Source organism: Alishewanella jeotgali KCTC 22429, from assembly GCF_000245735.1.
Classification (GTDB): Bacteria; Pseudomonadota; Gammaproteobacteria; order Enterobacterales; family Alteromonadaceae; genus Alishewanella; species Alishewanella jeotgali.
This window is the reverse complement of the sequence record NZ_AHTH01000020.1, coordinates 92,730-117,130: the sequence shown is the minus strand read 5'-3', so window position 1 is coordinate 117,130 and position 24,401 is coordinate 92,730. Positions and strand designations below refer to the sequence as shown.

22 protein-coding genes are annotated in these 24,401 nt (G+C 47.0%); 7 read left to right on the top strand and 15 right to left on the bottom strand.

The annotated features are described in order from the left end of the window. On the bottom strand, positions 1-375 hold a 375-nt coding region (locus AJE_RS08220; RefSeq protein WP_008950461.1), incomplete at its 3' end, for a Y-family DNA polymerase. Then, entirely contained in the window at positions 372-800 is a 429-nt protein-coding gene (umuD, locus tag AJE_RS08215; protein ID WP_008950460.1) for a translesion error-prone DNA polymerase V autoproteolytic subunit, read from the bottom strand. The genes AJE_RS08220 and umuD, both read right to left, overlap by 4 nt. A gap of 145 nt (positions 801-945) precedes the next feature. Here umuD and AJE_RS08210 point away from each other — a divergent pair, with 145 nt between their 5' ends. Then, positions 946-1,179 carry a hypothetical protein gene (locus AJE_RS08210; RefSeq protein ID WP_008950459.1) on the top strand — a complete coding sequence of 78 codons (234 nt, stop codon included), beginning with the start codon at positions 946-948 and terminating at the stop codon, positions 1,177-1,179. Positions 1,180-1,209: 30 nt separating this feature from the next. Beyond that, positions 1,210-2,148: an endonuclease gene (locus tag AJE_RS08205; protein ID WP_039928322.1), complete on the top strand. Its 939-nt coding sequence runs from the start codon at positions 1,210-1,212 to the stop codon at positions 2,146-2,148. Positions 2,149-2,294: 146 nt separating this feature from the next. Here AJE_RS08205 and AJE_RS08200 read toward each other — a convergent pair whose 3' ends face one another. Together AJE_RS08200 and AJE_RS08195 are read right to left on the bottom strand one after the other, a co-directional pair. After that, positions 2,295-3,662: a DEAD/DEAH box helicase gene (locus AJE_RS08200; RefSeq protein ID WP_008950457.1), complete on the bottom strand. Its 1,368-nt coding sequence runs from the start codon at positions 3,660-3,662 to the stop codon at positions 2,295-2,297. Then, positions 3,653-4,162: a hypothetical protein gene (locus AJE_RS08195; protein ID WP_008950456.1), complete on the bottom strand. Its 510-nt coding sequence runs from the start codon at positions 4,160-4,162 to the stop codon at positions 3,653-3,655. Before AJE_RS08195 ends, AJE_RS08200 begins: the two co-directional genes overlap by 10 nt. A gap of 141 nt (positions 4,163-4,303) precedes the next feature. On the opposite strand from AJE_RS08195, the gene AJE_RS08190 reads away from it, so the two are divergent. After that, positions 4,304-4,618 carry a helix-turn-helix domain-containing protein gene (locus AJE_RS08190; protein ID WP_039928305.1) on the top strand — a complete coding sequence of 105 codons (315 nt, stop codon included), beginning with the start codon at positions 4,304-4,306 and terminating at the stop codon, positions 4,616-4,618. Positions 4,619-4,665: 47 nt separating this feature from the next. Here the strand turns inward: AJE_RS08190 and AJE_RS08185 are convergent, their stop codons facing one another. The 7 genes from AJE_RS08185 to AJE_RS08155 form a co-directional block, all read right to left on the bottom strand. Next, entirely contained in the window at positions 4,666-5,706 is a 1,041-nt protein-coding gene (locus AJE_RS08185) for an IS481 family transposase (RefSeq protein WP_008950454.1), read from the bottom strand. A gap of 257 nt (positions 5,707-5,963) precedes the next feature. Beyond that, a complete protein-coding gene (locus AJE_RS08180) occupies positions 5,964-6,389 on the bottom strand; it encodes a hypothetical protein (RefSeq protein ID WP_237709328.1) in 426 nt (141 codons plus the stop codon). Beyond that, positions 6,376-8,427, bottom strand: coding sequence for an integrase (locus tag AJE_RS08175; protein ID WP_202799378.1), 2,052 nt, complete (start codon positions 8,425-8,427; stop codon positions 6,376-6,378). The genes AJE_RS08180 and AJE_RS08175 overlap by 14 nt, the downstream gene beginning before the upstream one ends. Continuing rightward, on the bottom strand, positions 8,399-9,973 hold the full coding sequence (locus tag AJE_RS08170; RefSeq protein WP_008950451.1) for a site-specific integrase: 1,575 nt from the start codon (positions 9,971-9,973) through the stop codon (positions 8,399-8,401). Before AJE_RS08170 ends, AJE_RS08175 begins: the two co-directional genes overlap by 29 nt. After that, positions 9,963-11,219 (bottom strand): tyrosine-type recombinase/integrase, encoded by a 1,257-nt coding sequence (locus tag AJE_RS08165; protein ID WP_039928303.1) that lies wholly within the window; start codon positions 11,217-11,219, stop codon positions 9,963-9,965. The genes AJE_RS08170 and AJE_RS08165 overlap by 11 nt, the downstream gene beginning before the upstream one ends. A 151-nt stretch (positions 11,220-11,370) precedes the next feature. Then, the gene (ssb, locus tag AJE_RS08160; RefSeq protein ID WP_008606349.1) at positions 11,371-11,955 is read right to left on the bottom strand and encodes a single-stranded DNA-binding protein; all 585 of its coding nucleotides are present in this window, start codon (positions 11,953-11,955) and stop codon (positions 11,371-11,373) included. Between the two features lie 22 nt (positions 11,956-11,977). Continuing rightward, the gene (locus AJE_RS08155) at positions 11,978-13,552 is read right to left on the bottom strand and encodes an MFS transporter (RefSeq protein WP_039928320.1); all 1,575 of its coding nucleotides are present in this window, start codon (positions 13,550-13,552) and stop codon (positions 11,978-11,980) included. Positions 13,553-13,574: 22 nt separating this feature from the next. Here AJE_RS08155 and uvrA point away from each other — a divergent pair, with 22 nt between their 5' ends. Then, on the top strand, positions 13,575-16,397 hold the full coding sequence (uvrA, locus tag AJE_RS08150; protein WP_008950448.1) for an excinuclease ABC subunit UvrA: 2,823 nt from the start codon (positions 13,575-13,577) through the stop codon (positions 16,395-16,397). 50 nt (positions 16,398-16,447) lie between these two features. On the opposite strand, the gene AJE_RS08145 is transcribed toward uvrA, so the two are convergent. The 4 genes from AJE_RS08145 to AJE_RS08130 form a co-directional block, all read right to left on the bottom strand. After that, complete coding sequence (locus AJE_RS08145) at positions 16,448-19,036, bottom strand: TonB-dependent receptor plug domain-containing protein (protein WP_008950447.1); 2,589 nt, start codon at positions 19,034-19,036, stop codon at positions 16,448-16,450. 160 nt (positions 19,037-19,196) lie between these two features. Beyond that, a complete protein-coding gene (locus tag AJE_RS08140; protein WP_008950446.1) occupies positions 19,197-19,670 on the bottom strand; it encodes a methyltransferase family protein in 474 nt (157 codons plus the stop codon). 32 nt (positions 19,671-19,702) lie between these two features. Beyond that, positions 19,703-21,025, bottom strand: coding sequence for an ATP-binding protein (locus AJE_RS08135; protein ID WP_008950445.1), 1,323 nt, complete (start codon positions 21,023-21,025; stop codon positions 19,703-19,705). Between the two features lie 190 nt (positions 21,026-21,215). Continuing rightward, positions 21,216-21,941, bottom strand: coding sequence for an HNH endonuclease (locus AJE_RS08130; RefSeq protein ID WP_237709327.1), 726 nt, complete (start codon positions 21,939-21,941; stop codon positions 21,216-21,218). 34 nt (positions 21,942-21,975) lie between these two features. On the opposite strand from AJE_RS08130, the gene tnpA reads away from it, so the two are divergent. Genes tnpA through tnpC form a run of 3 tightly spaced genes read left to right on the top strand, consistent with a single transcriptional unit; the run spans position 21,976 to position 24,276 of the window. Continuing rightward, entirely contained in the window at positions 21,976-22,353 is a 378-nt protein-coding gene (tnpA, locus tag AJE_RS08125; protein WP_008606916.1) for an IS66-like element accessory protein TnpA, read from the top strand. After that, positions 22,350-22,697, top strand: a complete 348-nt coding sequence (gene tnpB / locus AJE_RS08120; RefSeq protein WP_008606915.1) for an IS66 family insertion sequence element accessory protein TnpB — start codon at positions 22,350-22,352, stop codon at positions 22,695-22,697. The genes tnpA and tnpB overlap by 4 nt, the downstream gene beginning before the upstream one ends. 49 nt (positions 22,698-22,746) lie before the next feature. Further along, positions 22,747-24,276: an IS66 family transposase gene (tnpC, locus tag AJE_RS08115; RefSeq protein ID WP_039927826.1), complete on the top strand. Its 1,530-nt coding sequence runs from the start codon at positions 22,747-22,749 to the stop codon at positions 24,274-24,276. Positions 24,277-24,401 lie beyond the last annotated feature (125 nt).

Genomic DNA, 24,401 nt, shown 5'->3' with positions numbered 1-24,401 from the left:
GCAAAGCCCGAAACGCTCCAGCGCGGTGCAATGTGACACGCCAGTCAAATCGAGAAACGCTTCATCAATGGAGTAGACCTCAACCGCCGGTGCTAACATCTCAAGCGTGGTCATGACCCTGGCTGAAATATCGGCGTACAGCGCATAGTTGGATGAAAAGGCGAGCAGTTGTTGCTGTTCGAGTAATGGCTTTAACTCAAATGCGGGCACACCCATTTTAATACCAAGTGCTTTGGCCTCTTTAGAGCGAGCCACCACACAGCCATCATTGTTGGATAACACCACAATCGGCCGGCCTCTTAGGTCAGGGCGAAAAAGAGTTTCACAGCTGGCATAAAAGTTATTGCAATCGACTAAAGCAAAAACAGGTTTCATCGTGTCATTCTTCGCACCACACTGACGACGACACCAAAGACTTCAAACTCGTCATGCTCTGTCAGCAAAATGGGTTTGTATGCCTTGTTGTGCGGCAGTAACTGCCTAATGGGCTTTAAGCAAAGCTCTTTGACGGTAAACTCACGATTTAGTGACGCCACAATCACACTGCCATGTACGGCAGTTTCAGACCGGTCTACTACTAAGACATCACCGTCTAATATGCCTTTATCCTTCATGGAATCACCGCTGACTCTAACCAGAAAGGTGGCAGCAGGATGACGAATACACAGCTCATTTAAATCGAGCGTTTGCTCAATGTAGTCTTGTGCAGGGGATGGAAAACCCGCTGAGATTTGGTGGCCATAAAGCGGTAAAAAAATAGGCTGATTTAATTGCGCCTTTCCAAGTATTTCGACAGACATAACACGCACCAATATATGTATATTTATACAGTATAACGAATGACGAGCGTTTTAAAAGCGCAGCTGCGATGAAATGCATGTCGATATTGAAAATAAACCAATAAATGCTACATTTCATTAATCATATATTTAACAAGGAGCGGTTATGGAGCCCCGTATTATCAATGAAGACACGTTTAGAGCACTATTAAGGCAATGGCATGCTGTAGGGAGGGGCCTGCTTACCTTGCCCAAGGTCACACGTACCAAGGATGGCATTAGCGTGGCTATTGTCAGCCTTGATAATGTCACTATCAATACGCTTGAAACGCCCTTTAAAAACTACAAATCCTACTTAAGCTGGTATGGTGACCAACTTGATAAAATTGGGTACTATTAACCTGCTTTTAATTAATGGATTATGCTGCTGATGTTATTACGGTTTTTTCTTTTCGTTGCACTCGTCTTTTCCACCTCGCTACTGGCCGCTCCTGCCACATTTGACCGTGCTAAAATTGAAGCACGGCAATTTATCTACCATGACCGAAACCAACAGGGCGATTTTTACTGTGGTTGTAACTGGGAATGGGTCGGCCGCTCGGGTGGCCGCATTGATTTAAAGAGCTGTGGCTATCAAGTTCGGGCGCAGCAGACTCGGGCTGAGCGTATTGAGTGGGAGCATGTGGTGCCCGCCTCGAACTTTGGCCGTGCCAGACAATGCTGGCAGAATGGTGGGCGTAAAAACTGCAATGACACAGACCCTGTCTTCAATGCCATGGAAGCCGATTTACACAACCTCACCCCAGCTATAGGCGAAGTCAATGCCGACCGCTCTAATTTCAATTTCACCATGCTTTCTAATGCCAAGCCGCAGCATGGTCAATGTCCGGTTAAAATCGATTTTAGTGCAAGAGCCGCAGAGCCGCGCGATGCGATTAAAGGGCAAATCGCTCGGATTTACTTTTACATGCACGACCGTTATGACCTCAACATGTCTCGCCAACAACAGCAGCTTTTAATGGCTTGGGATAAGCAGTTTCCCGTTACCGAGTGGGAGCGCGAGCGAGATAAACGCATTGCTAAACGCATGGGGCATTCAAATCCCTTTGTAACCGGTGAGCGCACCTGGTCTCTTGGGCATAAAAACCGCGCTGAGGGTGTGGTAACCCAGCTGCCATCAAGGCAAACACAGCAAACTCCAAGCGTGCCAAGCTCCCCGCCGATTAAGGCCAACAAAAACAGCAGAGTTTACCATCTCCCTGCAGGCTGCCCGGGATATCAACAAATTTCACCTGCAAACACCATCGAGTTTAAAACTGAGCATGAAGCGATAGCTGCAGGGTTTAGAAAAGCTGGTAATTGCAGGTAAATTTTTTTGTTGAATTCATTTATGTTCGGCGACAATTAGGATGACCGGTTGACGACAATTATCTTGGCCGGTTGGGGGGTATCGATCAGGAGTCCGCTTGTCCTTATCTTGACCAAATACATTCTTAAGTAAGTTGATTTACTGAACTACCCAAGCAATTGTTTCGCAAAAGTTTTTATGACCTGTTCACGGAAGGTTCCAGCAAACTCCAGTGAATAAAATGCGTTTTCAAAACCTATAAGGTCAGTTTGCACAAATCGGCCTGAAGACAAGGGTTCATTATTCAAGTTGCCTCCATTGGTGGCATTTTTTGTTTGGGTATGATGTTGTTGCAATTCATTTGGTTGCTGCTCGATGGAACGAAGAACACCTCTGTTTGGCATCTCATCTTGAATGCGATTTGCAAACATTTTGAGCTGAGCTTCGGCAAAAGTGTACAAAAACCCCTGTGAATATACATCACTATCACGAACCCTTAAAATTCGCCCCAAAATTTGACGGAAATAGAGTTCTGTCCGCACAGTTGTTAAATGGCAGCAAACCTGAAGTCTGGGAATGTCGGTTCCTTCTGCAATCATTCCAACACTGACAATCCAATGCGTTAAACCATGTCGGAATTTATCAATAATCGCCTGTGGATTTTTTTCTTTGTAGGTAACAATCACAGCTGTTTGATTAAAATCTGTCTCCAAAATCTTCTTGAGTTTTCTGGCATGTTCAACAGAATGCGCAACAACCAGACCACCAGCATCTGGTGTCAGTAACCTTAGCGACAATAGTTTGTTCACAGACAATTTTAGAATGAAATTTAAGGCATCCTCATTTTCGAGGATCTGTTGATACATTAACTCAGTTTTGCTCAACGCCTCATTAATAGATTTAAAACATTTTTGGTTTATTTTACAGGCATCATTGTCAATTAATGTGATGACAGGTTGTCGGCATACCCCATCAGCCATAGCCTGAGCGAGAGTATATTGATAGTTGATAACTAGCTCGTCAGCATGACAGTAGTCAGCAAGAGCTATTGGAAGATTATCTGTCCTCCAGGGGGTCCCTGACATTAATAGCGTATAATCAGCCAGTTCAAATATAAGTTTTAAAATCTTATTTCCCCATGCGTTAGGGATAGCATCCAAACCGCCGGCGCAATGGTGGATTTCGTCACAGATGACTAAAACTTTCTTTTTCTTTGCTGGCTCTAAATACTCTTCTTTTAGCGTTAGCAGTTTTTGATAGGTCATTGACTCCCCGATCGAACCCAGGCCATTATGAAAAAGAGTCGGCATACGTTGATTGCAGGTTCTGTAAATGCCGTCGCGTACTTCAGACGAGGGAGACAGACATAAAATCAGATCTACCATTTCTTCATCGTGCATTCTGGCGCCTAACTCTGCGCACGCTACACTTTTACCACCACCAGGTGCCGCAGACAGAAAATAAATGCGCTGGCCTTGTTTAAAAGCGTTTATAGTTTTCTGAACAAAATCTGCCTGCCATTTTCTCAGGCGCATACATTCAACCTTTTTAGGACTTTTTCTAATGCTGAATATTGCGCAGTTAATAACAGCGTATTCTGTTCGGCTTCTTTACACAGCACTTCTGTAATATCTCTAATATCACTAATGACACTGATTTCAGGATTTTTTTTCAGCTTTATCAAATATTCCCACTCTAGATGCGCGGCGCGAGCTTCAGCTTCAAGCGCTTTACATTTTTCACGCAGTTTTTGTATGGCCTTCTCAGAAGTCTGACAATTTGTTTGCGTTACGGACTCTTGGGTTTGCAACAGTTCGTACTTACGGGTACCACCCTCATCGTGTTTTGACTGCAAAATTCCTTTTCTTTCCAAAAAACGCATGGATTTATCAGCTTTGACTCTTGCTTGTTTAATTGTGAGCTCAGGGTGCATTTCCATGAATTTTTCAACAACTTGGAACACATAGCAACCATCGACAAAAAACGTTGAAATGATTTTCAGCACGTCCTCACTAACGCTGTACTCTCTGGGCATGGCTAACTCCGGTTTTATAGTGGGTGTTTCCTAATTGGAATGTTTTTTCTTCTCAGGCCTCTCACAAAACGTTAGTATTACATAGTTGGAGAAAATAACCCACAATCTCCGCTATCCAGAGACTAAAAAAATGCATTATTTGTGTCGAACAACCCATTCTCCAAACGCCTCAAAGAGGCTCGAATCGCTAAAGACATTTCCCAACGCAAACTGGGCATCTTGGTTGGCTTTGGTAATACAGCTAGTTCACGTATGAACCAATATGAGCAAGGCAGCAGAGTCCCTGATTTCGAGACTTTGGAGAAAATCGCAAAAGAACTTGATGTTCCAGTAGCCTATTTTTTCTGCTCATCAGATAAGCTAGCTGAGATGGTGAAGATTTTTGGGGGGTTGCCGGAATCTGATCAGGAAAAATTACTGGAGCAGCTCCGTAGTTCTATGGATAAGATGTACTAGCTCAGACTTGATCTGACAGTTACCAGTTTTTCACGGTGTCTGTCAGATTAGATTTGAGTCAGATTTTTCTGCACCCAAACCTGCTTTCCATCCAGCAAAGTATCCATTGGCGTTCTGCCATTGCACATCTTGCCTTGATGAGTTCGTTCATTGTTGTAATAAACCAGCCATTCGTCCAGATCTTTTTGTAGCTCGGCTAGGTCTCCATAGAGCTTTTTACGGAACGTAACCTGATAGAACTCCTGCAATATCGTCTTGTGGAACCGTTCGCAGATCCCGTTAGTTTGCGGCGACATGGCCTTGGTTTTGGTGTGGTCGATGTCGTTAATCGCCAGATATAGCTGATAATCGTGCTGTTCTACTTTGCCGCAGTATTCTGTACCCCGGTCAGTCAGAATGCGCAGCACAGGCAAGCCCTGAGCCTCATAGAATGGCAGTACTTTGTCGTTGAGTAAGTCTGCTGCAGTGATCGGCGTCTTGGTGGTATACAGCTTACAATGCGCGACTTTACAGTAGGTATCGACGTAAGTTTGCTGGTAAATCCGGCCAACACCCTTCAGGTTGCCAACGTAAAACGTATCTTGTGACCCCAGGTAGCCAGGATGGGCAGTCTCAATCTCACCACAGGCTTCATCGTCGTGTTTTTTCTTCTCAAGGGCGGTAATTTGCGCATCTGTCAGGAGTATACCTTCATCGGCAACCTTGGCTTCCAGCGCCTTCAAACGCTTCTTAAAGTTCTCCAGATCGTGTCGTAGCCAGATAGAACGAACACCGCTGCCAGAGACAAACACGCCTTGTTTACGCAGCTCATTACTGGTGCGGTGCTGGCCATGAGCAGGATACTCGATAGCATAATCAATAACCGCCTTTTCTATGGTTTCATCCACACGGTTTTTGAGGTTTGGTGCTCTACGGCTTTTATCGATAAGAGCATCGACACCACCTTCAGCGACAAGCTCCTGATAGCGGTAAAACGTGTCACGTGACACGCCCATAACCTTGCAGGCTTTTGATACGTTATTAAGCTCCTGAGCTAAATTCAGCAGCCCAGCCTTGTGTTTAATTATCGGATTGTTAGTATGCAGCATGAGAGTTACCTTTTGTTTTTGATTACGGATTCGACACCCATATCAAAACTGGTAACTCTCATCTTTTCAAGTAGATGTGTCAGATTAAGTCGAGACTAATTCAGATAAGAAGACAGAATAAATAAATCTAAATATACCTATCTGATATTTCAAAAATGATGGTCCATGTAATATTTTGCAATATTCTTCTGCATACTTCTTAGAAATATTGCAAGCCGCTAATACGTATTAATAGAATTGCGCGCCTACCTTATATGTTATCGTTTTTCTTTATCTGAACGTTCACGATCTATTTTTGGTAACGACATGTTCAATTGAGATTCTTTCATCCCATGTTTATAGGCATTGTATTGCCAAATAGTAAACATCTGCTTGAGCTTACGATTTTGCTCTTTAACCTCTACTAATTCTGCTTCAAGATTTGCAATACGAGAAGCAGCTGCATTTAAGCTTGCAGGCAGTGGTTTTTTTGGTGCTTTTCCTTTCAAAGAATCTTTCTTTGCCTGATATGCTGTTGTAATCGCATCATGGGCGTTAAGTGATTGTCTTGTTGGAACCTTACCGATCAAAGGTTCGGCTTCCTCACAAATAGCAGACCAAGTAAGTTTTGCTTCTTCCCACCCTCGAATCAAATTTACGATTGCAGCAATATCTCGTCTGTTCAGATGCTTAGCCAATGCCACCTCCAAGCATTTTTGTGATATCTTCTAAAATCGAAGCTTCATCGCAGTCTGATAAGTCGTTACTAATTGACTCGACAGCCTTTTTCTCAACAACACGACGTAACTGTGTGAAGTCATTACCACGTAATTTAATCTGTGCTCCTTTCTCAATCTCCGGATTTTCAAGTATGCTGACTAATTCTCGTAATCTGGTTGCTGTTTTTTGATGGTAGGTAAACCATCTATCAGCACCTAAGCTTCCCTCATCAATACCTTGTTCTGCTTTTTGTAAGAGCGCTTCGGTTCTGTCTAATTGCGCTTTAATGCGCTCAAGCTTTACTGTGTCGCCTTTAATACAAACCTGCTCTGAACAATTGAGACAATCTCTGTACTTGTCACAAGGACTCATTGTGTAATCATGCACACAGTAACCATATTCGGTAACGTGAGCTGCAGCTTGTTCCAAGGTATTAAATTCCTGAATCGATACTGGAAAGTGGCTACTGACTTCACCCATGGGACCAAACAGACTTTTTGATGTATCAAGCTGCTCAGCCATCGCGACTAACTCATATTCGGTCATATGGTTATATGTACGATTCTGTTTCACATCAGCGCGTCCTGACCATTTTGCTATTTCAAGATTTGAAAGGCCACCACGCTGTGCCATTGTGTTGAGTAAGTGCCGAGCCTGTTTTGAAGTCATTTTCAGCCGAGATCCATCTTCATTAAAGTAAGAATAACGGTCAAAAATGCTTTTATGGACACCTCCTAAGCTTTCTCTGGTAATGATGTCGTTGTTGAAAAAATTATTACTCGGCTTGAACAATTCCAAAGGAAGGCAACCTCTGTTGCCATGGAACTGATTTATATTTAGAACAAACAATGCATTGCTGTATTTAATACCTTTATCTTTGTCAAACCAAGGAAAATCTTCAGGTAACCATTCTTTGACATGAACCCAAAGACTATCTAAGGTATGAAAGTTACTTGCTTGCTTTAATCCTTTACTTTTTAAACCTGACCTACAGGTACTTTCGTCTTTAATAGAGAGTCCCAGAGCTTGGCAAGCTTGCGTTATAGTTAGTTTTTCGGTATCGGAAACATCTGGACAATTTTCATGTCGATAAAATTTATCTGGATTCGTTTCAATCCACCTAGCTAATTTTCTGGCATGAGACGATAAGCCCTTAGCGCGCTTCACAGCAGTTTTGGCAACCTCAACCATAACTGTTGGTATCCACTTGATGTCACCCTCATACCCTTTTCCCGAAAAAAAACGCCAACCGTAGCGTTCGACCCCATTCTTATCTATTTCAGTTACTTCACAGTCAGCTGGTAGAGTAAGGATTTCAGTGATTCTTGACGGGGCAGCCATTAACATAGCAAAAACTGAAGTCGTAAAAATATCTCTTTGTTTAGATGGCTCACTTGCAAAAATCTCTGCTATTGCATTTAAAGCAATCTCATTTGGTAATTTTTTCTCTCTTACCGCCTTTGCCTCTTTCCCCGTTTTCGTTGTATCGCTAGGCCTGGGAATCGGATTCTTCCATGTTTTTAAGTTTGAAGGTATCAAATTGTTATCTGATAAAAATACGGCTAATCGCTCAATCTCTCTTCCGCATTGATATGCTGACCCGCTAGAGTAGTGTTGCTTAGCTAAAACAACTGCTTCATCCAAACAATCAATAGATAGTCTATCAATTGAAGCATTACCTTTAACTTGGATAAGAGCTGCTTCAACAGCTCTAAGCGCCTTGAGCTCATTTCTGGTGCCTGTTGGATTATGCCCTTGCTGATAACGAAGATAAGCCTTAGCAAATTCAGTAAATGTATCATCCATGCATTCATTAGACGCTGGCTTACGAGTCGTAACCCCTAACTTTGCAAATACCGCTATTTTTGGCCAAACAAAAGATTGCCAATCTAGGTTTTCCCCAAAGACTTTAAGCTCGTCACGACATTTCCCAATAAAAAGACTCAGATTTTCTGATGCTGTAACTTCGAAATGTGGTTTAAACTGAAATAGTTCAGCCATTGTTAAGCCTTCTTTCTTCATTCAGATCCGCTCTTCGCTTTTCACAGCGCAGTATAACATCCGCAACAGCTACTATACTTCTATCCAAAATTGCCGCAATTTGAATATCGCCAGTGATACTTTTGACTCGCTCTCTCTCTTCCAATAAGTCTTGATAAACTTCTTTATGTGGCCCATCGAGCCAGGGCTGAAAATGCATGCACGTATAACAAGGTATAGGTACATTTGCACCACAAAAACCATGCTCGCCGCATGTGCCAACACCTTTACCGACTCCAGTACGAATCCTGCTTGTTGGATCATCGCCACGTTTTGCCTCTTTTTCAGAATCAACTAAGACTCCGGCGAATGCCTGCGCATAAGGTGCCAATTGAAAACCTACTGCGGAATCTAACCTTTCAACGTGCTCCGGAATATTTTTCACATATACGCCTGCATTCTGAGTATCTGAATGATCTAGGAGTTCAGCAATAACAAGTTCACCGAATCCCTCACGGGCAGCTCTGGTTCCTGTTGTGTATCTAAAGCGGCGAGCATTTATAAATAGGTCCTCTCCTGTACGCTCTGATTTAACGCCTGCTTCCTCGGCAGCAAATTGCAGGATGTCTGTTACTTCCGCTGCAGACATATGTAATTTGTCACTTGCCAGTAACGCTCGATATTCGGTTGGAGAGGTAACTTGAAATAATACCCTGTAATCCGGGAACAATGGGATTTGTTGCCGATCTTGTTCTTGCAACTGAAACCCCAACTTTTTCTCCGTTAAGGTGACCGCGCTCTTGGCTTGAGCAGACAGAATGGACCATAGGTCATGGGTGATCGCAAAAGGTTTAAATTTAGCTCTGAAGCCTTCGCCATGCTTCCCTCTAGGGAAATTAAGCACATAGAAAGGTTCACCTTTGTTGTTAGTCCCGCACAGAACATCAACAACTCTTAAATGAGAAATCTGTATTGGTCGCCGCCCAGAGTTACTCGCCGCCAGTGAAATGGCTAAATCTGAGGTTTTAATGCGGTCTAGCTCATAAGCTTTAACGACGCCTTCGTTGAAGGCCTGCAACTCATTATCTGTTAGTGGTCCTAGGGTTGGATGTTTTCGTTTAACGGCATCGCCTTTTCGATGACCTTTAATCGTCCAACCATCGAGCAAAGTAATAATTTCTTCGCTAATACCAAAATAGCCAAGCTGATACCATCGCCGTAAAAAACCTCTGATAGTGCCTAAATACCATTCAGTTGCCTTGGTCAAAGATGTGCGGTAATTGATCAATACAGTATCAGTTATTTCATTGGCCTCGGTCTCTCGAAGAAAGTGCTGAAAGCGTTCAACAACATTTCTTGTATGGTGTGATGAGAGATTTGATGCATAAAAACTGAGCGTACTTAAACATCCTTTTAACACTTTGCCGGATAAGAAACTATGAATTACACTCAAATTAGTAGAGACATTTTTATCCAACACCCAAGTCGTGTCGTTAACATCAAAGTCATAACCCTTTGCCTTGGCCGGTATCCTTGTTGTAGAACCATTATGAATGACTAATAACTGCTTCTTTTCTTTATTCATCATTACGTAAATCCTTTGGCAGACGAGTCCCACTGCTCTTTTGAAGTGCTAAAGCAGCTTTATTTGCCTGCTCTTGTCTAAAGCGCTTGTTATAATGTGTAGCAGACCCAGAGCTGGGTTTCCAACCCATCAAATAAGACCGGATTTGCTCCTGCTTCGCTTCGCTGGGTGGATTATCCATATCATCCATAAGCTCAGAAAATTTACGGTTCCATGTATGTCTAAGCTTATGTCCTGTCAAGAAGAACAGTTGTGGTGAAACAGCTTTTACAACACGCATTAACTTATTATATCCAGATTTTGAGAGAGGCTGTCCCACGCTAGGTCCTGCTTTGTAAGTTATAAAAAGAAAACCGTTTCTATTTGCATTAGGAACTTTACGTCGATCTTTTGTAACATAATCATGAAGCTCTTTAATAAGAGTTTCTGAAATTGGAAGAATTCTCTCTAGTGTTTTTGCATTTGGCTCATTAATTCGTGGGTCATCTATTTCATCAGCACGCCGGACTATTTTTAATTGATGCTTAGAAAAATCTATATCCTCAATTTTAATATTTAATAGTTCTCCACCTCTGATTCCTAAGTGATAGAGCAATAAAATAACTAATCGATTTCTACGTTGAACTTCCGGTGTGAATGGGTTGAACTCCGAACCAACACGTATAATTTCAAATAAAGCTTCCAATTGAACGTCATCAAGAGAGCGGTCTTCAACATTATTACGTCCTTTTCTAGATGGACGTCTAGACTTAATATGAGCCCTAATTCTATCGATTTGCTTAGATTCAGTTGCAGAGGGTCTCGAAAGTAGATGATGTGAAATCCACCATACATATTCAGCAATAGTTGTTAAACGCATATACTGGGTAGGTGATTCAACAAATCCTATTGATTCCTCCAACTCATCCATGGAAAACATTGAAGAAACTGAGTTAGCAACTGTTTTTGAGAAAAACTTTCTTTGAGTGAAATCTCTTAAATCATCCAGCTCATTAACTTCAAAAAATGTTTTGTTAGTTATGCGCTGTTCAAGATCAATCCCACGACTGTCTAGGAAACGGAGTAAAACTACTAAATTATTAGCGGCTGATAAGATAGATGAAAACGAATTGGATCGAGCATTACGAAACTGAGTAGTGAGGAATAAATTAGGATAGAAGAGGGGCATACCAGTCATTCTGTCTATAATTAAACAGGACCTTTCTCCACTATCCATAACAAATGTTGTCGTTCCAAAATCAGCTCGCATTACACCTCCAATCTTTACAATTATTAAAGGTATACAATAAACAAAATTTGTCAATTTATTTTTTACATATAATTTAGGTATAAAAAAACAAAAAAGCCCTTATAATAAGGGCTTAATAGATATTCTTTACAAAATATGTCTCAGGTTAACTCTAGAACGGGATATCGTCATCAAAGTCGATTGGTGGTTCCATCGGCGGGCGCTGCTGCGCTGGCGGCTGTTGCTGGAAGCCACCTTGTGGCTGTGCCGGCTTTTGATAATTGCCTTGCGGCTGGAAATTCTGTTGGGGTGCGCCCTGATAGGCAGCTTGCTGCGGAGCGGCTTGTTGTGGCGCCCGCGGCTGATAACCTTGCTGGCCACCGCCCATACCACCACCCATGCCGCCGCCCTGGCCTTCGCCACGACCGTCCAACATTTGCAGCTCATTGGCAACGATTTCGGTGGTGTAACGCTCTACGCCTTGCTGATCCTGCCACTTACGGGTTTTCAGCTTGCCCTCGATATACACCTTAGAGCCTTTACGCAGATATTCGCCGGCAATTTCTGCCAGACGCTGGTAAATCACGACCCGGTGCCATTCGGTTTGCTCTTTCATTTCGCCGGTAGCTTTATCTTTCCAGCTTTCAGAGGTCGCAATGCTCAGGTTAGCGACGGCGCCGCCCTGCGGCATATAACGGACTTCCGGATCCTGGCCCAGATTACCGATTAAAATGACTTTGTTAATTCCACGCGCCATGCGTATTTCTCCTGCAAAATTGTTACTGATTGCCAGCGGCAATCAAAGACTGAGCCTGTGCGATGTCAAACTGCTGCGAACTGACTTTCAGGTAGCAGCGCTGATCGGCCAATAAAATAGTGACTTCCTGTACCCCGGCCAGGCTACTGAGCCTGGCTGCCAGCTGGCCGGCTTGCTGCTCAGTGCTGACAGCAACCGGTAGCGATAAGCGCTGGGCACGGGCGGGCACCTGCATGGTGCTGGCTATGATAAGCCATACTAAACCAATTACTGCCAGGGCGCCATACACCGCCATAAAACCAAAGTGCTGGGCGATAGCACCACCCAGCAAGCCGCCTAAAAAGGCACCGAAAAACTGGCTGCTGGAGTAAATCCCCATCGCACTGCCACGCTGGCCGGCGGGTGCCACCCGCGACACCATTGCCGGTAAACTGGCTTCCAGAAAATTAAAGCCGGTAAAAAATACCAGCAGCGCCAGCGCCAACAACCAGAAGCTGTTTGCCTGCCAAGCGATTAACATCGCAATAACTAATAATAGTATATTTATTAAAAAATACCGTTTTTCCTGCTGCCGGCGCATCGCAATAAGCATCATCGGCACCATAAATACAAACGACAGCAATAATACCGGTAAATACAGCTGCCAATGCTGCTCTGCCGCGAACTGCTGCGACGCCAGTAGCGGCGGTAGTGCAACAAACATCGCCGTAAGCATCAGGTGCAACAATAATACGCCTAAGTCCAGCTGTAATAATTGCCGATGCCGGAACATCGCAGCCAAACTTTGCGGTAAAGCTAAGGTTTCGGCAGCCGGTGCCTTACTGACACTTTTCGGCACCACGAAAGCAACCAACAACATGGCCGCCACCGCCATTACCGCAGTAAACCAGAACACGCCACTTAAACCGGCCAGTTTCGCCAATAATGGCCCCAGTACCATTGCCAAGGCAAAGGATAAACCGATGGTGGCGCCGATAATCGCCATCACTTTCGGCCGCTGCTCTTCGCGCGTTAGATCGGCTGCCAATGCCAATACCGCACCGGAAATCGCCCCGGCACCCTGCAATACCCGGCCCAGCGTCACCAGATAAACGGACTCTGCCAGCGCTGCCACGACCGAACCCAGCACAAACAGCGCTAAGCCCAGCAGCATAACTCTATGTCGGCCAATTTTGTCCGACAGCCAACCAAAAGGAATTTGTAACATCGCCTGAGTTAAACCATAGGCGCCAATCGCTAACCCGATCCACAGCGGGGAAAAACCGGCCAGCTGTTCGCCATACAGGGCAAACACCGGCAATAGCATAAAGAGCCCGAGCATACGGGTTGAAAACACCAGCGCCAGCGCTACGGCGGCGCGCTTTTCCAGGGCATTCAAATGATGCATGCGAACAGCTAACACCAGAGGTTCAAAATAAACAGGGCGGCAGTTTAGCATAAAAAAGCCGGCCGGCGGCAGCGCCCGCAGCAATGCCTGCCATTGCGACAGTGAAATTCTGCCTACGGCGGGCCAAAGCCGGACTGGCGGCGTATAAGCAGCTTTAATCCGCTTGTCGCTGGCAATTACTGCACAGCCTAGTGTATATTTGTACAGCATTATCCGGCTAAATGGAACCACCATGGACAAAATTGAGATCCGCGGCGCCCGCACCCACAACCTGAAGAATATTTCGCTAACCCTGCCACGCGACAAACTGATCGTGGTAACAGGTTTATCCGGCTCCGGTAAATCGTCGCTGGCTTTTGATACCCTGTATGCCGAAGGGCAGCGCCGCTATGTCGAATCGCTGTCGGCCTATGCCCGGCAATTTTTAAGCCTGATGGAAAAGCCGGATGTCGATCATATTGAAGGCTTGTCACCGGCGATCTCGATTGAACAAAAGTCGACCTCCCATAATCCGCGCTCTACTGTGGGTACCATTACCGAAATTTACGATTATCTGCGCTTATTATTTGCGCGGGTCGGCGAGCCGCGTTGCCCGGAGCATGATCTGCCCCTCGCCGCGCAAACCATTAGCGAGATGGTGGATAAAGCCACCGAATTTCCGGAAGGTACCAAGCTGATGGTGTTGGCACCGGTGGTGCAGGAGCGCAAAGGTGAGCATGTTAAAACGCTGGAAAATCTGGCAGCACAGGGCTATGTGCGGGCGCGGATTGACGGCGAAATTTGCGATCTGTCCGATCCGCCAAAGTTAGATCTGCAGAAAAAGCACACCATTGAAGTGGTAGTGGACCGCATTAAGGTGCGGGATGATATTAAACTGCGGCTGGCCGAGTCGTTCGAAACCACACTGCAACTGTCGGGCGGCGTGGCGCGGGTGGCGCTGATGGACCAGCCTGATGCTGAAGAGCTGGTGTTTTCCGCCAACTATGCCTGCCCGACTTGCGGTTACTCCATGACCGAGCTGGAGCCACGGCTGTTTTCCTTTAATAACCCGGCCGGTGCCTGCCCCAGCTGCGATGGTTTGGGCGTGAAGCAATTCTTCGACCCGAAAAAAGTGGTGGTCAGTGATGAGCTGAGTCTGGCTGGCGGGGCGATCCGGGGTTGGGATAAGCGTAACTTCTATTATTTTCAGATGCTCAAAGCACTGTCTGAACACTACAATTTTCAGCTGGATGTGCCCTTTAACAGCCTGAGCAAAAAGCAGCAAGACGTTATCCTGTATGGCAGCGGCCATACCATTATCGACTTTAAATACCTGAATGACCGTGGTGATATTGTGCTGCGCAGCCATCCGTTTGAGGGTATTTTGCCGAATATGGAGCGCCGCTACCGCGAAACCGAATCGAACTCGGTGCGCGAAGAGCTAAGTAAATATCTGGCCAGCCAGCCTTGCCCCAGCTGTCATGGCACCCGGCTACGTACCGAAGCCCGCCACGTCTTTATTGGTAAAACCACCTTACCGCAAGTGGTAGAACTGGCGATTGGCGACTGCCTGGCATTTTTCCAGCAACTGAGTTTAACCGGCCAGAAAGCCAAAATTGCCGAAAAGGTATTAAAAGAAATTCAGGATCGGCTGCAGTTTCTGGTGAATGTCGGCCTTAACTACCTGAACCTGTCACGCAGCGCCGAAACCCTGTCTGGCGGCGAAGCACAGCGCATCCGGTTAGCCAGCCAGATCGGCGCCGGTTTAGTTGGCGTGATGTATGTGCTGGATGAGCCCTCTATCGGCCTGCACCAGCGTGATAATGATCGCTTACTGGCGACACTGAATCATCTGCGCGATCTGGGTAATACCGTTATCGTGGTTGAACATGACGAAGATGCCGTGCGGGCCGCGGACTATATTATTGATATCGGCCCCGGCGCCGGCGTGCATGGCGGCAATATCGTAGCGCAGGGCACGCTGCAACAGGTGATGGCGGTAGAAGAGTCACTGACCGGCCAGTATATGTCGGGGGCGCGCAAAATCGCGGTGCCAGCGAAGCGTACGCCACTGAATGATAAATGGTTAAAGCTGACCGGCGCCAGCGGCAATAACCTGAAAAACGTCGATCTCGCCATTCCCTTTGGCCTGATGACCTGTGTTACCGGGGTGTCCGGCTCCGGAAAGTCGACATTGATCAACGATACGCTGTTCCGCATCGCCCACCGGGTATTAAATAAGGCCGAAGGTGACGATCCGGCGCCCTATAAGGCGGTAAGCGGGCTGGAGCATTTTGATAAAGTAATCGATATCGATCAAAGCCCGATTGGCCGCACGCCGCGTTCTAACGCCGCGACCTACACCGGTATTTTTACCGGCGTACGCGAGCTGTTTGCCGGTACCCAGGAAGCGCGCTCACGCGGCTATCAGGTCGGCCGCTTTAGTTTTAACGTCAAAGGCGGTCGCTGTGAGGCCTGTCAGGGCGATGGTGTCATTAAAGTAGAAATGCATTTTTTACCCGATGTTTATGTGCCCTGCGATGTTTGTAAGGGTAAACGCTATAACCGCGAAACGCTGGAAATTAAATACAAAGGCAAGAATATCCACGAAGTGCTGGATATGACGGTGGAAGATGCACTGGATTTCTTTGACGCCATCCCGGCGATTAAGCGTAAGGTGCAAACGCTGATGGATGTTGGCCTGTCCTATATAAAGCTCGGGCAGTCGGCGACCACCTTATCCGGCGGTGAAGCGCAACGGGTAAAACTGGCGCGCGAGCTGAGTAAACGCGATACCGGTAAAACCCTGTATATTCTGGACGAACCGACCACCGGTCTGCATTTTTACGATATCCAGCAGCTGCTGAATGTACTGCACCGGCTGCGTGATCATGGCAATACCATAGTGGTCATTGAGCACAATCTGGATGTGATTAAAACCGCCGACTGGATTGTCGACTTAGGCCCGGAAGGCGGCAGCGGCGGCGGCGAAATCCTGATTGCCGGCACGCCGGAGCAGGTAGCCGCCTGTGAGAAATCTTACACGGGGAAATATTTAAAGCCGATGTTGGGATAAACCGATTAAGGCAGCACAACAGTGCTGCCTCGGTTAGGCTAACGAGCTAATCAGAAACGGTAATTGATCTTACCGTAAATAAAGCGGCCGCGTGGGTTGTGCACTTTAGAGGCATAGCCATACAGATCGGCATCACCGTCACCAATCGCAAATGGCGGATCCTTATCCAGCGCATTGTTCATCCCCAGCATCAGAGTGGTATTGCTGTTCAGACTGTAACGGCCCTGAATATCCAGCAATGCCTGGGCACTGACGGTGCGGGTTTTGGTGCTCATCACTTCGGCCGGAGGTGCATAATCTTCAAAGGCACCCACATAGTTCAGGCTGGTCACCAGACCCCAATCGCCGTAGCTCCAGTCGGCAGTCGCTAACCAGCGATGCTGCGGATAGTTGTACTCGCCGGCGTACTCGATACCGTTCTTCTTAAATGAATCGGTGTAGGAGTAGTCCAGGCTAAGCCGCAAGGCACCATACTGCTGCAGATTGAAGCGGTAAGCCGTTGACAGATCCAAGCCCCTGGCTTCCTGCGAGCTGATATTAATGTAGCTATTGAAGATCCGGGACAGCTCTCCCAGCGTTTGACCCGGCAAAGGCGCTAACCGCACACAGAGGGTACTGTTTTGACGGTTACACTCCGCAGCGTACACGTTTTCATAGTCGTTTTTGTCGATTTTATTATCCTGAGTGATGCTCCACACATCCGCACTGATATCAAACTGATCAGTGACCTGCCAGACAAAGCCGATATTAAAGGTCTCGGACTCTTCCGGTTGTAAGCCCTCACCGCCGACAAAGACGATGGTATAGTCAGTTGCAGCACACGCCGGATTGCTGGCATCAGGGGTAGGGCAACGGAAAGTATCAGTAAAGAATACCGACTCCTGCGACGGCCCTAAACCAATCTGGGCCAGTGATGGCGCCCGGAAACCCTGACCATAGGATGCCCGTACAGTAAAGTTATCCTGTGGCCGCCACTTGATACTAACCTGGGGGTTAGTGGTCGAACCAAAATCGCTGTAATCATCATAGCGACCAGCCAGGGTTAACTCTAACTGGTCGGTCAGTGGTACCAGAAACTCGATATAGGCGGCATACTGATCGCGCTCAGCCTGAGCAGATACCGATTCGGTACCAAAAATCAAACCACGCTGGAACTGATCATCCGGCTGGTCAAAGGCATCTTCTTTACGGTATTCCGCGCCGGCTGCGAACGACACCATCTGATCACCCAGCTTGAAGGCATCACCGCTGATACTGGCATCAAAGGCGGTCAGATGTGACTCGCCGCGACGCACCAGACTGGTAGTAATCGCATCAATCACTTCCGGAGAGTTTCTGAAACCTCCAAAGGGGTTATAACGACCAAGGTTGATCTGCTGCTGTAAAAAGTCGGTTCTTACCCAGCCCTGCGACTTGCTGCCGGTTTGCATCGACTCGCTACGGCCTTTTTGCGCTGAAATATCCCAATCCAATTCATTAAATTGGCCTTTCACGCCCAATACCAGGCGTAATGAGTCAGACTCGATATCCCAGGTACGGGGGCCGGCATCAACGGTTCTGAAGCGGTTAATTCTGATATCAGTGCCAAAAGGATTGTTGGGATGAGTACCCGGTACAGTCAGACCTGCATCGCCATCGAGCGGCGTTGCCGCCCCCTGCGCCTTAGACCGGTTATGTTGTACCGACAACTCGGCATAAGCCTGAGTATTGGCACCCAGGTTCTGGCTGGCCATTAATACCGCGCCTACACGCTCAGCAGGGGTGGCAGCCATAATAAAAGGACCATAGTCAAAAACACAGGTCTGGCCAAAAGCCTGATCTGCCGGACAGCCCGGGTCGATCCGGGTGACACCGTTGACAATAAAGTTACCCGGATAACCACGCGATGAACGTAAATCATTACCGCCATAAGGTGCCTGATTGGCAGTACCAAAGCGGCCCATCTCCGAGCCCAGAATAGTAGTGTTCTTAAAGTAATCCAGAATCAGCGTGGCGCTGGCCTCTTTACCCTGAGTCCCCCACACCATGCTGGCCGACGTTTCATCATAGGATGGCCCTGTTGTACCGCCGTGACTAAAGGAGATTTCGGTGCCTTCAAAATCTTTACGCAGTATCACGTTGACCACGCCGGCAACGGCATCAGAGCCGTACACGGCAGAAGCACCATCTTTCAGGATTTCTACCCGTTCAATGGCGGCCACCGGAATACTATTAATATCGACAAAGGAATTGGCAATATTTTCGGCAAAGGCACTTACTGCAACCCGCCGGCCATTGATCAATACCAAGGTAGCATCAGCACCAAAGCCGCGCAAACTGATGGCAGCGCCGCCATTGGCGGTGGAGTCCTGATTATTACCGCGGGTAGAAAACGTGCCCACACCGGCTACCGGCGTCCGCTCCAGCAGCTGTTGCAGATTAGAAAAACCAGACTTGGAAATGGCATCACGGTCAATCACCGTGATTGGTACGGCGCCTTCCAGATCATTACGCTTGATCCGGGAGCCGGTTACTTCAATACGTTCAACTTGTTGCAGGTCGGAGCTTTCAGTATTTTGTTGTTGTGCGATGGAATCGAGCGGTAAAAGCAGGGAGGCCGTCGCCACAGCGCACAGTGAGAGTTTAAATGGAATGTTCATGGATGTCCTTTTCTTATGTTTATTTACATGGCCACACTTTAGCCAGCTAAAAATTAGCACATGAGAAACATGACAACAAGAACGTCATAGGAGTGAAATTGCAAGTAGCTGATAAAAAACGAAAATAGCAAGACAGGCAAATAGTAGAAAAGCATTATCGCTATAACCATCTCCTTACATTATGTAAATAAACCTGATAATCCTTGCCAAACTTCTGCTGTAAAAAACGCTCCTCGGGTTTTATCTGAAACTGATTTAAGTAAAGTACAAACAGCGGTAAAAAAGCCAAAGCCAGTAGGCTCTGCAAATAACAGGCAAAGGCTGCCAACAACAATAAAAACCCCAGATACATTGGGTTACGGCTATAACGGTATATGCCCACTAGCACCAGACTGGAGCTTTGTTGCGGCACCCGCGGATCCACTGTGGTTTTAGCACGCCGAAACGCCAATACCCCGGCCAATGCCACCGCTATGCCGGTCATCGCCAGACACAGCGCTAACACTGTGGTATATAACGCCGGTAGCGCCAATTGCACAGAGAATGGCGCAGTAAGTGGTGCCAGCAGCCACATCCCAAGCGCAAATAACAGCACCAACAATAGCGGCGGGATTTTAAGTTCTAAAAATGACATGGTTGGCTCCCTGTAGCGATAACGTCTAACCTTTATGTCAACAGATGCTGAGTAACGGCATGCGCGGTATAATAAAGTGGGTACACCAGATGTTGCTGTTCCAGCGCTGAAGAGCCCTGAGTTCCCGTTAATTTGATCGTTTTTAGCGGCTGGCATTTTTCAATAAAGGATTGCAGCGATCGGGCACGGGTGCGCTTACCGCTTTTCACTTCCAACGGAACAATATTGCCTGTCGCATCAGTTAGAATAAATTCAATTTCCGCTCTGGCATCATGCCAGGAAAAACATGGATCGATCCCCAGCGCAGCCAACTCCTGCTGTACAAAATTTTCTGCAATATAGCCTTTATACTCAAAATTCTGCTGCTTAAGCTCCAGATAACTTACACCAAGCATGTGGTTTAGCAGACCGACATCAAACAGAAACAGCTTTACCATATTATCTTTTTTATAAGCAGCCAGCGAACTGCGGGGCAACCCTTCAAGCGGATAATTTTTTAATACCAGACGGCATTTTTCCAGCCAGGCAATGCCGGTTTCCAGATCCTGATAACGTGATTTACGTGCATAAACATCTTTAAATTTAAAGCGCTTAACCGACTCATCTACCACAGCTGCCAGCTGTGACGGTACAGCTGTAAAAATAGCTTCTATCAGCGCCGCATCGGTTTTACCGGCATATTTACCAAAATCCCGGCTATAACCAGCCAGCAGATCCGCCTGTACTTTTGCAACCGCTCTAACCCGCTCCAAAATGCTCTGATCAACCAATTTAAACCACAGGCTCACCGCCTCCGGCATACCACCAGTAAAGTAATAATCAGTTAACTTTTCAAACAATCTGCTGTGGGTAGCAGCGGAGTTTTGCGCTGCGTCATACACCTTTAGTAAGGCCGGCTCATTGGCGGCCAACAAAAACTCGCGAAAGGTTAAAGGGCGTAAATTGTATTGTTCCACCTTGCCCACCGGGAAAGTATTCAGCAAACCAATATTAGAGCCACTGGCAGCAATAAACGCCTGCGGGGTTTGCTCGGCAAAGTACTTTAGGGCGGTAACGGCACGCGGGCATTCACCAATTTCATCGAGGATTAATAAGTCGGTTTGCAGATTAAACGGCTGACCTGTTAACAGCTCTATATTGGTCAGTACATCTTGCGGTACTAAAGAGCCGGCAAAGGCATCAGCCATCTTTGGCGATTCCAGAAAATCAATACGCAGTACTCTAGGGAAATGCTGACCAAACAGAGTTTGCAGTAAGTAGGTTTTACCGGTCTGCCGGGCGCCGTCAATTAGCAGCGGCTTGCGTTCCGGCAAGGCTTTCCAGTTTAGTAAGGTCGTTAATAACTCACGTTGCATGGCAGGCTCCAGCAAGGGAAACAGCGACAACACTACACTTTTATGCGCATAAAAACAAACAAATCAACATTTTTACGCGCATAAAAGTGTAAAAAATTGCGTTTTTGTGCGCGTAAAAGTGAGGTCGCAGTGCATGGAAACGTCTAATCGCCAAGATGATGACGAAAATAGCAGAAAACAAATTCAGCCTTTACACTGCCTTCTCAAAAATCTGCTCTCGGTGAAAGGTTAGAAACTCGGGAGCAGGTAAAAACTTCTCTGGCAATAGAATCGGCTTCCGGTTAAAGCGTAAAATCGTTTCATCGAAAAACGGATCTGTTGTCGGTTTATACTTTGTCGAAACGATGACTCGATAATCCTCGCTAATAGTAATAAGTCCCAAATCAAAAGCTTTATCGTGGAGAGCTGATAACGCCAAACCATTACTTGGGTTAAGCCGATTTTGCTCGTCACTACGCCATGGCACGATATGGCTCGCTACCAATAAACGAGGATTTGCTAAGCCGGTAATACAGCAACGATAATCATAAGCGCTTAATACGGCATTACGAAAAAAGCTCTGACCAACCCGCTGTTGAACTTCACTTAGCTTAGTGGTGATTTTAACGTCTTCGGTTTGCTGCATTTGCTCTGATTGGGCACCAATGAAACTTGCCTCTGCCTGTGCCATAGCAAGTACAAAGGTCGGCCAATCTTGCTGCATTTCTTGCCATAATGCTTTATCCATTTTTGACGCGGCTTTTAATCCCGAGCGACCGGTCATCAAAATGGCAGGATCTAAACTGGCAATGTTGGAGAGCTTCATTGCTAACGCCGATGGGGTGCGCTGAATTAAAGCAGCATATTTTATAATTTCGGGATTATTGGTAAGCGTCCGGCGAACACATCTTTTATTTGCTAACTGATCACGCATCATAGTGCTCACTGTTGCCAACTGTGAGGACTTATGAATGACAGCTTTAAAACACCCCGATGTGCGCCGGGTCTTTTCCCCTGAGTTTAAATGGCAGATTGTCCGAGAATCCAAAGAGCGTACACTGTCCGTTTCTGAATTAGCCCGCAAATACGATGTGAACACCAACCAGGTATTTCGCTGGATGCGTGAAGCTGAGGCGGGTCAGGCTTTGTGGGTCAGACGCGCTAAAGGTGAACCGGATGCGCCTGTAGCTGCTTCAGCTTTTCTACCTGTCAGCGTCCGCCCGGCTAATGCAGCAGCCCCCGTTTTGCCTAAAGCTGCCATCACGGTGTCATTTCGAAGTGGTCATCAGTTGATGTTGCACGAGGCGACACCGGCCCTGTTAGCGCAACTGGTGGCAGCGTTATCATGATGATGTTATCGCGTGATGTGCGTATCTGGCTGTGTGCGGGTTTCACCGATATGCGCAAAGGGTTTGATGGCCTGGCTGCCATGGCGCAGCACGTCCTGCAAAAAGACCCTTTCAGTGGTCATGTGTTTGTCTTTCGCGGACGGCGTAGTGACCGGGTGAAATTACTGTGGTGGGATGGTCAGGGCTTGTGTTTATTCTACAAGCGTCTTGAGCAGGGACAGTTCGTCTGGCCTGTCGCAAAATCCGGTGCTGTGCATTTAACCCAAGCGGAGTTAGCGCTACTGCTTGAAGGCTTAGACTGGCGTCCGCCCGCCAGAAAAAATACGCCAAAAAACACAGCTTAAATACAATTAATCAATGAGTTATCCATCGCTTTTTGCTATAATACGCCGCATGAAAATGCTGGCACCTACCTTACCCAATGACCCGAAACAGTTGCAGGCGATTATCCTGCAACTGCAGGAAACGCTTGCCCAGCAAGACACGGTTATTGCGTCATTACGCCATCAATTAGCTGTATTAAAGCGCGCCCGTTTTGGTCGTTCCTCGGAGCATCTGGACAAGCAAATCCATCAACTGGAATTGCAGTTAGAAGAGCTGGAGATGCAGACGGCCGCCTTACCGAAACTTACCGATGGCGCTGTCGAAGAGAAAGCCACTGCGCGTCGTCGTGTGACCTTACCGGCACAGTTACCACGTGAAGAAAAGCGTGTTGATGCACCTTGCCAGTGTCCGGCATGTCAGGGCGAATTAACCCATATCGGTGAGGATGTCTCTGAAATGTTGGATGTCGTACCCGCATCTTATCGGGTTATCCGCATTGTACGCCCTAAGTTCAGCTGCCAGCACTGCGACACGCTGGTACAAGGTCAGGCTCCGGAGCGGGTGATTAAAAAAGGCCTGGCCAGCGCAGCATTGCTGACACAAGTGATTGTCGATAAATACCTCGACCATCAACCACTGTACCGTCAGGCTGAGCGGATGGAGCGGGAAGGCATTGATATCGAGCGCTCGACGCTGGCAGACTGGGTTGGTCAATCCGGTGCATTATTAACGCCCCTTGCTGAGGCGATTGGACGCCATGTCAAAGCCGGTCAACATATCTATGCGGATGACACGACCGCGCCAACCTTATCACCAGGAAAAGGCCGCACGCAAACCGGTCGCTATTGGACGTATGTGCGTGATGGTCGTTCCTGGGGCGATACCACACCGCCTGCCGTGTGGCTGCAATACAGTGAAGATAGAAAAAGTCTGCACCCCACTGCCCATTTAACCGGGTATAAAGGTTCGCTGCAGGCTGATGCCTATGCCGGTTACAATGCCTTATACCAAAACCACATCACCCAGCATGGTTGTTGGGCCCATGTGCGGCGTAAGTTCTATGACATTACCCAATCCGGCCCGTCCCCCTTGGCAGAAGAAGCCCTGACCATAATCCAATCACTGTATGTGATTGAGAAACAGGCGCGAGGGCAACCACCGGATGAACGACAGCGCCTGCGAAGTCTGCAGGCAAAACCTATCCTGGTACAGTTTAACAACTGGTTACAGACAACCCTGCGCACCTTATCAAAAGGCTCTGCGTTGTCTAAAGCTATCCAATATGCACTAAAGCAATGGGACGCGTTGGTGGCGTACGTGGATAATGGTTATGCTGAGATAGATAACAACAGTGCGGAGCGGTCATTACGGCCCATCGCCCTGGGTCGGAAAAACTACCTGTTTGCCGGCTCTGTTGGCGGAGGGGAACGGGCCGCCGTGCTGTATTCGATACTTGGCACCGCCAAGCTCAATGGCATCAATCCCAATGCGTATTTAACTGCCGTGTTAAAACGTATCGGTAATCATCCGATCAACCGCATTGATGAACTGTTACCCTGGAACATCGACTTATCTGTCCAGCCAGGTGATGCGATCTAAGACACTAAGTGTCCACTAAAAATTAAGTGGACACTTAAATTAGAACACCTACCTGTGATCGCCGGACGCTTACGATTATTGGAGTGAAAACGCCCGAAAGGTAAACGCCAGTACAAACTAAAAGC

Excerpts from the sequence above, each read along its gene's own strand:
- AJE_RS08170 (WP_008950451.1), bottom strand. The coding sequence starts at position 9,973 with ATGATGAATAAAGAAAAGAAGCAGTTATTAGTCATTCATAATGGTTCT.
- AJE_RS08200 (WP_008950457.1), bottom strand. The coding sequence starts at position 3,662 with ATGCGCCTGAGAAAATGGCAGGCAGATTTTGTTCAGAAAACTATAAAC.
- AJE_RS08135 (WP_008950445.1), bottom strand. The coding sequence starts at position 21,025 with ATGCAACGTGAGTTATTAACGACCTTACTAAACTGGAAAGCCTTGCCG.
- AJE_RS08205 (WP_039928322.1), top strand. The coding sequence starts at position 1,210 with ATGTTATTACGGTTTTTTCTTTTCGTTGCACTCGTCTTTTCCACCTCG.
- AJE_RS08155 (WP_039928320.1), bottom strand. The coding sequence starts at position 13,552 with ATGCTGTACAAATATACACTAGGCTGTGCAGTAATTGCCAGCGACAAG.
- uvrA (WP_008950448.1), top strand. The coding sequence starts at position 13,575 with ATGGACAAAATTGAGATCCGCGGCGCCCGCACCCACAACCTGAAGAAT.
- AJE_RS08185 (WP_008950454.1), bottom strand. The coding sequence starts at position 5,706 with ATGCTGCATACTAACAATCCGATAATTAAACACAAGGCTGGGCTGCTG.
- ssb (WP_008606349.1), bottom strand. The coding sequence starts at position 11,955 with ATGGCGCGTGGAATTAACAAAGTCATTTTAATCGGTAATCTGGGCCAG.
- tnpB (WP_008606915.1), top strand. The coding sequence starts at position 22,350 with ATGATGATGTTATCGCGTGATGTGCGTATCTGGCTGTGTGCGGGTTTC.
- AJE_RS08145 (WP_008950447.1), bottom strand. The coding sequence starts at position 19,036 with ATGAACATTCCATTTAAACTCTCACTGTGCGCTGTGGCGACGGCCTCC.
- AJE_RS08210 (WP_008950459.1), top strand. The coding sequence starts at position 946 with ATGGAGCCCCGTATTATCAATGAAGACACGTTTAGAGCACTATTAAGG.
- AJE_RS08165 (WP_039928303.1), bottom strand. The coding sequence starts at position 11,219 with ATGCGAGCTGATTTTGGAACGACAACATTTGTTATGGATAGTGGAGAA.
- AJE_RS08175 (WP_202799378.1), bottom strand. The coding sequence starts at position 8,427 with ATGAAGAAAGAAGGCTTAACAATGGCTGAACTATTTCAGTTTAAACCA.
- tnpC (WP_039927826.1), top strand. The coding sequence starts at position 22,747 with ATGAAAATGCTGGCACCTACCTTACCCAATGACCCGAAACAGTTGCAG.
- AJE_RS08195 (WP_008950456.1), bottom strand. The coding sequence starts at position 4,162 with ATGCCCAGAGAGTACAGCGTTAGTGAGGACGTGCTGAAAATCATTTCA.
- AJE_RS08140 (WP_008950446.1), bottom strand. The coding sequence starts at position 19,670 with ATGTCATTTTTAGAACTTAAAATCCCGCCGCTATTGTTGGTGCTGTTA.
- umuD (WP_008950460.1), bottom strand. The coding sequence starts at position 800 with ATGTCTGTCGAAATACTTGGAAAGGCGCAATTAAATCAGCCTATTTTT.
- AJE_RS08130 (WP_237709327.1), bottom strand. The coding sequence starts at position 21,941 with ATGATGCGTGATCAGTTAGCAAATAAAAGATGTGTTCGCCGGACGCTT.
- tnpA (WP_008606916.1), top strand. The coding sequence starts at position 21,976 with ATGACAGCTTTAAAACACCCCGATGTGCGCCGGGTCTTTTCCCCTGAG.